Source organism: Acuticoccus sediminis, assembly GCF_003258595.1.
Taxonomy (GTDB): domain Bacteria; phylum Pseudomonadota; class Alphaproteobacteria; order Rhizobiales; family Amorphaceae; genus Acuticoccus; species Acuticoccus sediminis.
In genome coordinates this window covers 678670-690192 of sequence record NZ_QHHQ01000001.1, presented here as the reverse complement: position 1 = coordinate 690192, position 11523 = coordinate 678670, and the positions used below count along the sequence as shown (strand labels likewise).

Here is an 11523-nt window from a genome sequence, read left to right as displayed (position 1 = left end):
TGGTCTGGCGCCCCTTGCTCAGTGCACACCTTGTTGGCCTGATGGACAACAGAGCGTTGCTCCTCGCCTTACTGTTGCTCACGCTGCGGCCAACCCATTTCCCGCTCCTGTTGGTTGGAACGGCCCCTGTCGTTCGACCGGCTCGCGATGCGCGCCTCATCGTCAGCGCGTGGCGCCACCCACAAGGAGCATGAGTTTGACACAGACAATCGGAATGATCGGCGCAGGCCTGGTCGGCAAGGCAGTCGCTCGACTTGCGGTTTCCGCCGGGTACCATGTCGTCGTAAGCAACACGCGGGGCCCGGAGTCGCTTGCCGAGCTGGCCCGCGAACTCGGCCCGCTCGCGCGCGCCGGGACCGTCGAGGAGGCAATCGCCGCCGGCGACATCGTTATCCTCTCGCTTCCGCTTGCATCGTTTGCAAACCTGCCGGCCAACGCGTTCGCCGGCAAGGTCGTGCTCGACCAGACGAACTACTATCCCGGGATGGGCGGCTTCCACCGCGCCGACCTCGACAGTGGCGAGCTGACCTCAAGCGAACTGATGCAGCGGCAGCTCTCCGGCGCGAGGCTGGTGAAGGGGCTCCACAATCTCAGCTGGCTCCACATCGCGAGCAACGCCCGGCCCGAGGGAAGCCCCGAGCGCACGACCCTGCCGATCGCCGGTGACGACAACGCGGCGAAGGGTGCCGTCACCCGCTTCATCGAGACCATCGGCTACGACGTGATCGACGCCGGCGCGCTCGCGGAGAGCTGGCGCATCGAGCCCGGTACGCCGATCTACTTCTGGCGCTACGCACCGCATGTACCCGAGGGCGTGTCCGGCGACGAGGCGAAGCGGATCTACCAGCAACCGGGTCGGCCCGTCTCGAAGGACGAGGCGCGCACCCTGATCGCCGATGCGACGCGCCCGTCGCCTATCGGCGGAACCCTCGAGGGGATGCCGCAGGTCCACATCGACCTGTTCCTCGAACAGGCCAGCCCCGAGACCGTCAAAGGCTGATCCGTTCTCCGCTCGCGCTGATGCAGAAGCCTCTCGCGGCGTCGATTGAGCAATCCGGCGGTGCGTGACAAAATGTTGTCCATGACAGCAACGGTCGGCATTTCCGAGATGCAGGTTTTCGTCGCGGTGGTGACGGAGGGATCATTCACCGCCGCGGCGCAGCGCCTCGAGACCGATAAGGCGCGCGTCAGCCGGATCGTGCAGCGGATCGAGGAGAAGCTCGATGCGCGTCTCCTGAACCGGTCCACCCGCAGGCTCAGCGTGACCGAGGTGGGCCGCGACTACTTCGAGCGGGTGTCCACGATCCTTGCGGCGGCGGAAGCGGCGGAGGCTGCCGTCGCACAACAGCGAGGCGACCCCAAGGGCCGCCTGCGCCTCGCGACGACTCCGGAGTTCGGTACGACGAAGGTCGATCGCTGGATCGCCGCGTATCTGTCGAAGTGGCCGGGTGTCAGCGTGGACGCGGTCTACTCGAACCATTTCGTCGACATCATCCATGAGGGAATCGACGTCGCGATCCGCATTGGCAGCCTGCCGGACTCGGATCTGTCGGCGCGAAAGCTGGGCGAGATCGGCTACGGCCTTTTCGCGTCCCCGCAATACCTCGCGCGCGCCGGGTCGCCGCGGACGGTCGAGGAGCTGCGACGGCACGACCTCGTCATGAAGACAACCGGTCGCCGGACGAGCTGGACCCTCGTCAACGGCGAGGCGACGGTGAAGATTTCGTCCGTTCCCCGGTGTGCCTTGGACAATACCATCGCCGTCAAGAACATGGCATCGTCGGGCCTCGGCATCGCTCTCCTGCCTCGCTTCATGGCCGCCCCGCACATCGACGAGGGCACGCTCTCGAGCGTCTTGCCCGGTTGGGCGAGCACGCCCCTGCCGGTTCACGCCGTGTTCGCATCCACCCGCTACATGGACCCGAAGGTGCGCGGCTTCGTCGACCTCTGCCGCGACGCCTTCGACGATCGTCCCGACACGACCGGGTAGACGACTGCGCTGAAGCCCACTGTTGCGCCTTCCGACAACGGTCTGACGCCCGCGGCGCGTCTAATGATCCAGCGACGATCCCCCACTTTGCAGCTCGAAGCGAAGTTCAAATCGGATCGGATCGTGATGAAGATCGGAATTCTCAATACCGGAAACCTCGGCAGCCGCCTCGCGAGAGCGTGGGCACACGCTGGGCACGACCTCATCCTCGCCAAGGACGGCGAGGACAGGAAGCTCGCACCGCTTCTCTTCGAACTCGGGGACCGAGCGCGCCTCGGGTCGATCCGTGAGGCTGCCGAAGCCGGCGACGTTGTCCTCTTCTCGGTCTACTGGCCGCGCATGGACGCGGTCGTCGGCGAAGCCCGGGAGGCGCTCCACGGCAAGGTCGTGATCGAGACGATGAACCCGCTCAACGTGGATGCCGACTTCCGGCATACCCACGACCTCGCGTTCATGCAGGAAAGCTCCACCGCTGAGGCACTGCAGCAGCGCATGCCCGAAGCACGGGTGGTCAAGGCGTTCAACCTCATGGCGGCGCCTGTGCTCGAAGCCGCGGCATGGGCGACGTCCCCGTCGCGGCCCGGCATCTTCTACGCGAGCGACGATGCGGCAGCCGGCCGGCTGACGCGCGGCCTCATCGAGGACGCCGGCTTCGGGGCTGTCAACGCGGGCCCGCTGAAGAGCGCCCGCCAGCTCGAGCAGCTCGGCGTTCTCCTGCACCACGTCGCCGACAACGAGTATCGCGGTGATGCCGACCTCGTGCGCCTTGCGCTGTCGGTCGTCGAGGCAAGTCCCGGGCCGATCATGCGCGAGCGCGCCGCCTGAACAGCTCCGCGGCAACCCCAGCACAGTCCACCAACCCCACATCGAGAATCAGAATGACGCAGTTCCACGCGGGCAAGATCGCCCTCGTCACCGGCGGATCGCGCGGCATCGGCCGAGCGATCGCCGAACGCCTCGCCGCCGGTGGCGCCACCGTCGCCATCACCTACCACGAGAGCGCAGCAGGTGCTGCGGACACGGTCGCCGCGATCGAGGCGGCCGGCGGCAACGCCTTCGCGCTGCAGGCGGACCTTGGCTCGGCGGCCGACATCCCGACGCTTTTCGATCGGCTCGATGCCGAACTCGCCAAGCGGAGCACTCGCGCAACGCTCGACATCCTGGTCAACAACGCCGGCAACTCCGGTTGGGGTGGTCTCGGCGATGCGACCCCCGACGCCTGGGACGCGATGTTCGCCGTGCATGCCCGCGCGCCGTTCTTCATGGTCCAGTCCGCATTGAGCCGCCTCTCGGCCGGCGCGCGGATCGTCAACCTCTCATCCGCCGCGGGGACGCGACCGCTTCAGCCCGTCCCAATCTATTCCATGGCCAAGGCGGCCATCAACAACCTGACCCACACCCTCGCTATGGAGCTGGGCCCGCGCGGGATCACAGTAAATGCCGTCGCACCGGGCTGGGTCCGCACCGACATGAACGCCGCCGTTCGCGACAGCGACGATACGGTGAAGGCAATCGAGGCTGACACCGCGCTCGGCCGCTTCGGCGAGGTCGCCGACATAGCCGCCGTGGTGGCATTCCTCGCCTCGGACGCAGGCCGCTGGGTCACCGGCCAGGTGATCGAGGCAAGCGGCGGCTACAAGCTCTGACACAGGGCGAACGGTTGCGGCCATCCGCCTAGGTCAAGACCTGCAACACCCCCACCCGGTTGAGGGAATTCGAGACGTTTGAAGTTGGCGCCCAACTGCCGAGCGGCCTTGATCCGCCTCCAGAGCGCGTACCCGCCGCCGGCGACAATCAGCACACCGATCGCGATGCCGAAGTTGGTGTCCGCCTGGATGTGCCGATCGGCCCGTTCGAGTTCAGTGACCAGCGTAGGAAGGCTCTCAGCGACGATCGCGCCGCCTCTGGCGACGGCGATGCTCGTGCCCTGCACGACGCCGGACTTTGCCAGCGGCTCGATGTCGGGCGGCAGCGCCGCATCGCTTGGCCAGCGATAGCCGAGCAGCTGGCTCGCCGGATCTGACGCAGATGCCAGCCCTACAGGGGGCGTCCAATCGAGTGCCGACTGCGCTGGTCACGCCGAACACACGGCGCTCGCCTCATCTTTCTCCCGTGATCAGTCGATTCTCTATCGGCTGACCGAGGCCTCAAGATCCTCTGAGATGCCGGTCAACGTCGCCGTGCGGGCCATAAGCACGTCGGCCGTCCGTGCCTTTTCCGGACGCGAAGGGTGTCGCCTTGGGAGCGGATGGTACACTTTGCGCCGCGAGAAACAGACACCAATTTCTGATCTTATGCGACCAAAAGTGCAAGACGTCTAACGGCGCCTGTCATTGGCGATTTGCGACTGCTTCCAGGTCAGCGCGCCGGCGAGGTGGCGGCGCATGGCGTATGACGCCTCGATGATCTCACCGCACCGCAGCAGCTCGATGAGGTGAAGATGGTCCCGGCACTGGATCTGGAACCGCTCGGACATGAACGCGGTCTCATACTCGAACAGTCGGCGCATCCGGTTGATCTGCACCAGGGTCGAGTGGAAGTAGGGATTGCCGGAGAACTTGATGAGCTCCTCGTGGAAGCGCGTTCCTGCGTTCAGCAGGTCCTCCACGTTCTGCCGCGTGACATCGCGGTCGAGCATCCGGCTCTGCTCGGCTGCCAGAGAATCGAGCACGGCGGCGCTTGGGCTATATTCGGGGACCAGCATCGCCGCCGGTTCGATCGCCATACGAAACTCATAGATCTGCCGAAAGGATTTCGGGGTTTGCGCGACATCCAGGAAGCGCCACCCGTAGCCCGGCTTTCGCTCGGCCCAGCCTTCGCGTACGGCCCGCAGCATGACATCCTTCACCTTGGCCTTAGACAGGCCATAGCGCTCCCGAAGTAGTTGCTCTGAAACGTCCGTGGGCAGGGTGTCGTCGCGGCGGTCCGCGGCAATCGCGTGATAGGCGGCCTCCTTCGACGAGGGATCGACCGGAAACGCCGCCGCCTCGGCGGGGCGCACCGCCACGAAGTATCCCCGGTTCTCGCGGCGTTCGATCAAGCCTTGCATGGCGAGTTCCTCGAGGGCGTGTCGCACCGGCGAGCGCGAGACGCCGTATCGGTCGGCGACCGACTGCGCGACAATGTGCTGGCCGATCTCGAATCGTCCTGCCGCAATCTCGCGCGCCATCGCGCTCGCAAGGTCTCCCGATACGCTGCTGCGCCGAGCGAGGGCGTCCGCCATCGGGCCAATCTCCAATCTTTATCGGACTAGAAGTGCAATATCGATCCGCGTCGACGGGGTGTCCAGCGGTTGCGCTCTCGGCAGACGCGCCTTGGCGGGAGAGCGCATGAGACCGCGCCGGGCCGCCGCCCACCATGGTTCACGGCTCCCATGAAGGCGTGGGTGGTCCGGCCTCGGAACGGCGACCCCTGAGACTGCGTGCGGGCGACGTCGACGCCCCGTCGTCCCCGCATCAAAATGCGGCCAACGCGGCGATCCGAATTTCATGCCCGATAGATATTGGCTTTTACAATATAAAGGTACAAAATCCGGATGAGCCGCGAAGACGGCCAAAGAAACAAATCAAAAGGGAGGGCTGTCATGCTCGCAAAATTCCTTCGTGCGACGCTCGTGGGCGGCGTCGCGGCGCTGGCCGTCGGTCCGGCGGTGGCGCAGGACTTCAAACCGGACCATCCCGAATGCATCGCTCCGGCGAGCCCGGGCGGCGGCTGGGACTTCATCTGCCGCACCACCGCCAAGACCCTCTTCGACCTCGGCCTCATCGACCAGGTGATGCAGGTCACCAACATGACCGGGGGCGGCGGCGGCGTCGCCTTCGCCCACGTTACCAAGGAACGCAACGACGACGACAACCTCATCGTCGCGGCCTCGGTCTCGACCAGCGCGCGCCTCGCCCAGGGGATCTTCAAGGGCTCGTCGCCCGACGACGTCCACTGGCTCGCCACCTTCGGCACGGAGTACGGCGCCATCGCCGTCGACAAGGATTCGGAATACCAGACGCTCAAAGAGCTCGTCGAAGCGATCAAGGCCGATCCCCGCTCCATCGCGATCGCCGGCGGCTCCTCGGTCGGCAGCTACGACCACATCAAGCCGATGCTGCTCGGCAAGGCCGCTGGCATGGATGACGTACGGCAGATGAAATACGTCGCCTTCTCCGGTGGCGGCGAGGCGATCACCTCGCTCCTCTCCGGCTCGGTCCAGGTCTTCTCCGGCGACTTCTCCGAGGTGCGCGGCTTCTACGAGTCCGGTGACGTGCGCGTCCTGGCGGTGCTCGGGCCGAAGCGCCTCAAGGCATTTCCGGACATTCCGACCGCCGTCGAGCAGGGCTACGACGTCGATGGCCTGAACTGGCGCGGCCTCTACATGCCCGCCGGCGCGTCCGACGCGGCAAAGGCATTCTGGAGCGACGCCATCCAGAAGATGACCGAGTCGCCAGAGTTCCAGCAGGCGTTGGACGATGCCTCCATCGAGCAGTTCAACAACTTCGGCGACGACATGCAGGCGTTCGTCAAGAAGAACATCGCCGACGTCGAGACCATGTCGAAAGAGCTCGGCATCCTGCAGTGACGGTTGCGAGGCTGCCCGACGCCGGGCAGCCTCCCGCCGCGCTTGCGCGAGGACATCGCATGAGTGACCGGATCTTCGGCTGCATCGGCCTGCTGCTCGCCGCGTTCTATCTCTGGGCGGCGTGGATCATTCCCGACAGCTTCATGGTCGACGTCGTCGGCCCGCGCACCTTCCCGTACATCGTCGGGGCGGTGCTCGCGATCACGTCGGCCGTATTCATCCTGCGGCCCGACCCGGAACCGAAATGGCCCGGCCTGCGCGACCTCGTCGAGCTCGCCTTCGCGGCCGCCGTGATGTTCCTCTACGCATGGACGCTGCCGAAGGTCGGCTTCCTGATCGGCACGGTGTTCGCGACCGCCTACCTGACGTGGCGGCTCGGCTCGCGCCCCCTTGGCGCGCTCACGACCGGCGTTCTGACCTCGGGTGGCATCTACGTCGTCTTTCATCTCATTCTAGGCCTGTCGCTGGCGCGCGGCCCATTCGGCTATTGACCCATGGAAACCTTGTCGTCGCTCGCCGACGGGTTCGCCGTCGCCCTCTCCGCCCAGAACCTCCTGCTCGCTTTCCTCGGCTGCTTCCTCGGCACGATGATGGGCGCATTGCCGGGGCTCGGTCCCGCCAATGGTGTGGCCGTCCTCATTCCGATCGCCTTCTCGCTGGGGCTCGGTCCAACGCCCGCGCTCATCTTGCTGACGAGCGTCTACTACGGCTGCATGTATGGCGGGCGGATCTCCTCGATCCTCCTCAACATCCCCGGCGACGAGCCGGCGATGATGACCTGCCTCGACGGCTACCCGATGGCACGGCAGGGGCGGGCCGGCGAGGCGCTCGCGCTGTCGGGGATTGCCTCGTTCGTCGGCTCCTTCTTTGCCACCTGCGGGCTCGTCCTCCTGGCACCGCAGCTCGTCAAGATCGCGCTCCTGTTCGGACCGGCGGAATACTTCGTCCTCTTCACACTCGCCTTCGCGACGCTCGGCGGGATCTCCTCGTCCAACCAGGCGAAGTCCGCCTTTGCCGCGGCACTGGGGCTTGGCGTCGCGATGATCGGCTCCGACTCGCAGACCGGATCGGAACGCTTCACCTTCGGCGAGATCCACCTCTACGACGGGATCGACTTCCTGATCGCGATCGTCGGGCTGTTCGCGCTGTCGGAGGTGTTCGTCTTCCTCGAGCATCACCGCGGCGGCGCCGCCGGCCACTCGGGCGCGAAGATCGGCCGCCTGCTGCCGAGCTGGAACGTCCTGAAGCGGTGCATCCCAACCATGGGGCGCTCGACCGTCATCGGCTTCCTCGCCGGGGTGCTGCCGGGGGCGGGCGCCTCGCTCGGGTCGTTCCTGTCCTACTCGCTTGAGAAGGCGACGGTCGACCGGGCCGGCGATAGCTTCGGCAAAGGCGATCCGCGCGGCGTTGTCGCGCCCGAGGTCGGCAACAATGCCGCCGCCGGCGGCGCGCTGGTGCCGATGCTGTCGCTCGGCGTGCCGGGGTCGGGCACCACCGCAGTGCTCCTCGCCGTGCTGCTGCAGCTCAACATCACGCCCGGGCCGCTGTTGTTCCAGCGCAATCCGGACGTCGTGTGGGGGCTCATCGCGGCGCTGTTCATCGGCAACCTCATGCTGTTGACGCTGAATATTCCCCTCGTCGGCCTCTTCACGCGCGTTCTTCTCGTGCCGACGCGGATCCTGATGCCGGTCGTCGCGATGATCTCCTTCGTCGGCATCTACGGCATCACCGGATCGACCTTCGACGTGATGCTGATGGTCGGCTTCGGCATCCTCGGCTGGGTATTGAGGAAGCTCGAAGTGCCGCTCGTGCCGGTGATCCTCGGCATCCTGCTCGGCAACGAGATGGAGGTGAACCTTCGCCGCGCGCTCCAGATCTCGGACGGCGACTGGTCGATCCTCGTCGGCAGCCCCCTTGCGATCATCCTGTGGATCATCGCGATCACCGGCTTCGTGCTGCCGATCGTCCTCGGCCGGCGCATGAGGGCGCGCATCGAGGCCAACCGACCAGCCGATGAGGTCGCCACGGGCGACTGATTGACAACGACCGGGGCGCAGCGTCCCGCCACCGCATCGAGGAGCACCACCGCAGATCATGATGTCGGAGACCACTGTCCAGTTCGGTCCCTCGTCCGTCCGGGCGATTGACCTGCGCGTCCTCCTCGGCGCGCGGCTGCAGCGCCTGCCGCATGTCGTGCGTCTCCTTGCCGAGAACCATGTCCGCAGCACCCGTGACGCCGACCCGCTGCTGGCCGCGCTGGATGCCTGGCTCGCGGGGCACAAGGACGACTTCGAGCTCGTCTTCCGCCCCAACCGCCTCTTGATGCACGATACCACCTGCACCCCGGCCCTTGCCGACATCGCCGGCCTCAGGGACACGGTCGCCGAGGCCGGCGGCGACCCGGCAACGCTGGCCCCGCAGCTGCCGGTGGAGGTGTCGGTGGACCACTCCGTCGCCGTCGACCGCCACGCCGTGCCGGGCGCGGCCGCGACCAATATGGACAACGAAATCGCCCGCAACACCGAGCGGTATGCGTTCATGAAGTGGGCCTCCCAAAGTCTCTCCGGCGTCCACGTGAACCCGCCCGGCACCGGGATCATGCACACCCTCAACCTCGAGCAGCTGGCGACCGTCGTCGTGCTCACCCCCGACGGCACGGCCCATCCCGACATGTTGCTCGGAACCGACAGCCATACGCCGATGGTGAACGGCATCGGCGTCCTCGCCTGGGGAGTCGGCGGGCTGGAGGCGGAGAGCGTGATGTTCGGCCAACCCGCCTCACTCGCGATGCCGTCAGTCGTCGGCGTCCGCCTGACGGGCGCGCTCCGGCCGGGCGCGCTCGCCACCGACCTCGCGCTCGAGGTCACGCACCGCCTTCGCGTTCTCGGTGTGACCGGCGACTTCGTCGAATTCTTCGGCCCTGGCGTCGCGACATTGTCGGCCGACGAACGGGCGGTCGTCGCCAACATGGCGCCGGAATACGGCGCCTCCACCGGCTTCTTCCCGGTCGACGGCGAAACCGTCGCCTACCTCGTCCGCACCGGCCGGCCGCCGGCCTTGACCGATGCGGTCGAACCGGTCCTTCGCGCGATGGGGCTATGGTTCGAGCCGGACGCCCACCCGCGCTTCGACCGCGAGATCACGATCGACCTGTCCGCCCTCGGCCCGCTCCTCGCCGGCCCGCGGCGGCCGCAGGACCGCATCGTGCCCGCCGAGGCGGCCGCATCGGTCGAGGCCGCCATCGGCCGCCCCCTCGCGCCTGCCGCGGCGGGAGAGGTGCCCGACGGCGCGGTCGGCATTGCCGCGATCACGAGTTGCACCAACACCTCGGACCCGCGCCTGCTGATCGCCGCCGGCCTTCTGGCCCGAAACGCGCGGGCGCGGGGCCTTTCCGCGGCGCCCTGGGTGAAGACATCCCTCGCGCCGGGCTCGCCCTCGGCCCGCAGCCTGCTCGACCGGGCCGACCTCGCTGACGACCTCGCCGCGCTCGGCTTCGAGATCGTCGGCTTCGGCTGCACCACCTGCATCGGCAACTCCGGTCCGCTGCCGGACATCATCGAGGAGGCGCTCGCGAACGGGCGCGCCGTCGCCGCGGTCCTCTCCGGCAACCGCAATTTTCCCGGCCGCGTCCACCCGAAGCTCGACCTCGGCTTCCTCGCATCGCCGCCGCTCGTGATCGCCTACGCCATCCGGGGCACGATCCACGGCGACATCCTCGACGACCCGCTCGGGCAAGACCCATCGGGCGCCCCCGTGCGTCTGCGCGACCTCTGGCCGACGCCGGGCGAGATCGACGCCGCGATGGCGGCCGGCTTTCGCGCCGCCGACGTGCCGGCCGATTTCGCCGCCGCGGCCGCAAGCGCCCCGTGGCAGGCGATCCCCGCCCCGCGATCGCCGCGCTTTCCGTGGGACCCCGCCTCGCGCAACCTGCGCCGGCCGAAATTCGCCGGCCCCAGCGAGACGCGCCTCGGCCGCTACGACGCGCAGGCGCTGATGGTGCTCGGCGACGACATGACGACCGACCACATTTCACCGGCAGGCTGGATCGATCCGAAGAGCCGGGCCGGTCGCTGGCTCATCGAGCGCGGCGGCGATCCGCGCGATCTCAACGTCTATGCCGCCTACCGCGGCAACTGGGAGGTCATGCTGCGTGGCCTATTCACCAATCGTCTGGCGAAGAACTACCTGGCGGACGACCTGCCGCCGTCGTTCACCGTGCTCGAAGACGGCAGTCAGCTCCCGCACTTCGAGGCCGCCGAACGGCTCGCGGTGGCCGGTCGCGCCGTCGTCCTGCTCGCCGGTGAGCGCTACGGCATGGGGTCAAGCCGCGACTGGGCCGCCAAGGGCGTGGCCCTCCTCGGCGTGCGCGCGGTGATCGCGCGGAGCTTCGAGCGCATCCATCGGACCAATCTCATCGGCATGGGCGTGCTGCCCATAGTCATCGCGGACGGCTTCGTGCCGAATGCCGCCGGCATCGGCCCCGGCGATCGCTTCCATATCGCGGCCCCGGCCGATGTGCTCTCACCGCGAATCGAGATCACCGTCGAGCGACGCTGCCCTGACGGCACGCACGCACAGATCCGCTGCCGCGCCGCCGTCGAGACCCTTCAGGAGGCCGAGCTCCTGCGCCGCGGCGGTGTGCTCCCTTCCATCGTCGCCGATACCCTTGCGCGGCAAGAGGATGCACGCTGACGTCCCCCCGTTCCACTACGCGGGCGCACCGCGAGAGAGCATCAGCGCAGAGTGTGGGGGTCCGTGCGATTGCGTGAGGAACGTCCTCTCGCCCGGACCGGGTGGATCCTGGCGAGATGCCGTTGCGTTGACCGGCCTCCACAATCGGGACCCGGCGGTCCTCCGAGTCGACACCATCCGTTACGCTCGCAGCTGACCGGCCCGTGACGGTCTGGCTCCGTTATGCCGATCCAAACCGTGCCAGTTCCGGCCGCAGGTGGCGCAGGTCAGG

General features: G+C 67.4%; 10 protein-coding genes. 9 read left to right on the top strand and 1 reads right to left on the bottom strand.

The genetic code is table 11. The features are described from left to right. The first annotated feature begins 196 nt into the window (after nt 1-196). The 5 genes from DLJ53_RS03035 (at nt 197) to DLJ53_RS34625 (ending at nt 4013) form a co-directional block, all read left to right on the top strand. On the top strand, nt 197-1000 hold the full coding sequence (locus tag DLJ53_RS03035; protein WP_111342225.1) for an NADPH-dependent F420 reductase: 804 nt from the start codon (nt 197-199) through the stop codon (nt 998-1000). Between the two features lie 81 nt (nt 1001-1081). Further along, entirely contained in the window at nt 1082-1990 is a 909-nt protein-coding gene (locus DLJ53_RS03030; RefSeq protein WP_202912972.1) for a LysR family transcriptional regulator, read from the top strand. Between the two features lie 126 nt (nt 1991-2116). Continuing rightward, nucleotides 2117-2815, top strand: a complete 699-nt coding sequence (locus DLJ53_RS03025; protein WP_111344013.1) for an NADPH-dependent F420 reductase — start codon at nt 2117-2119, stop codon at nt 2813-2815. Nucleotides 2816-2868: 53 nt separating this feature from the next. Next, nucleotides 2869-3636: an SDR family NAD(P)-dependent oxidoreductase gene (locus tag DLJ53_RS03020; RefSeq protein WP_111342222.1), complete on the top strand. Its 768-nt coding sequence runs from the start codon at nt 2869-2871 to the stop codon at nt 3634-3636. A gap of 59 nt (nt 3637-3695) precedes the next feature. Beyond that, a complete protein-coding gene (locus tag DLJ53_RS34625) occupies nt 3696-4013 on the top strand; it encodes a hypothetical protein (protein ID WP_146619869.1) in 318 nt (105 codons plus the stop codon). A gap of 294 nt (nt 4014-4307) precedes the next feature. Here the strand turns inward: DLJ53_RS34625 and DLJ53_RS03010 are convergent, their stop codons facing one another. Then, nucleotides 4308-5213 carry a GntR family transcriptional regulator gene (locus tag DLJ53_RS03010; protein WP_202912971.1) on the bottom strand — a complete coding sequence of 302 codons (906 nt, stop codon included), beginning with the start codon at nt 5211-5213 and terminating at the stop codon, nt 4308-4310. 360 nt (nt 5214-5573) lie between these two features. Between DLJ53_RS03010 and DLJ53_RS03005 the strand changes: the two genes are divergently transcribed. The 4 genes from DLJ53_RS03005 (at nt 5574) to acnA (ending at nt 11252) form a co-directional block, all read left to right on the top strand. Beyond that, the gene (locus DLJ53_RS03005) at nt 5574-6560 is read left to right on the top strand and encodes a Bug family tripartite tricarboxylate transporter substrate binding protein (protein ID WP_111342216.1); all 987 of its coding nucleotides are present in this window, start codon (nt 5574-5576) and stop codon (nt 6558-6560) included. A 59-nt stretch (nt 6561-6619) separates the two neighbouring features. After that, entirely contained in the window at nt 6620-7051 is a 432-nt protein-coding gene (locus DLJ53_RS03000; RefSeq protein ID WP_111342214.1) for a tripartite tricarboxylate transporter TctB family protein, read from the top strand. Between the two features lie 3 nt (nt 7052-7054). Beyond that, on the top strand, nt 7055-8596 hold the full coding sequence (locus tag DLJ53_RS02995) for a tripartite tricarboxylate transporter permease (protein ID WP_111342212.1): 1542 nt from the start codon (nt 7055-7057) through the stop codon (nt 8594-8596). Nucleotides 8597-8657: 61 nt separating this feature from the next. Next, complete coding sequence (acnA, locus tag DLJ53_RS02990; protein ID WP_111344011.1) at nt 8658-11252, top strand: aconitate hydratase AcnA; 2595 nt, start codon at nt 8658-8660, stop codon at nt 11250-11252. Nucleotides 11253-11523: the final 271 nt, after the last annotated feature.

Coding starts and splice junctions, on each gene's coding strand:
- DLJ53_RS03030 (WP_202912972.1), top strand. CDS start 1,082: ATGACAGCAACGGTCGGCATTTCCGAGATGCAGGTTTTCGTCGCGGTG.
- DLJ53_RS03025 (WP_111344013.1), top strand. CDS start 2,117: ATGAAGATCGGAATTCTCAATACCGGAAACCTCGGCAGCCGCCTCGCG.
- DLJ53_RS03020 (WP_111342222.1), top strand. CDS start 2,869: ATGACGCAGTTCCACGCGGGCAAGATCGCCCTCGTCACCGGCGGATCG.
- DLJ53_RS03010 (WP_202912971.1), bottom strand. CDS start 5,213: ATGGCGGACGCCCTCGCTCGGCGCAGCAGCGTATCGGGAGACCTTGCG.
- DLJ53_RS03005 (WP_111342216.1), top strand. CDS start 5,574: ATGCTCGCAAAATTCCTTCGTGCGACGCTCGTGGGCGGCGTCGCGGCG.
- DLJ53_RS03000 (WP_111342214.1), top strand. CDS start 6,620: ATGAGTGACCGGATCTTCGGCTGCATCGGCCTGCTGCTCGCCGCGTTC.
- DLJ53_RS02995 (WP_111342212.1), top strand. CDS start 7,055: ATGGAAACCTTGTCGTCGCTCGCCGACGGGTTCGCCGTCGCCCTCTCC.
- acnA (WP_111344011.1), top strand. CDS start 8,658: ATGTCGGAGACCACTGTCCAGTTCGGTCCCTCGTCCGTCCGGGCGATT.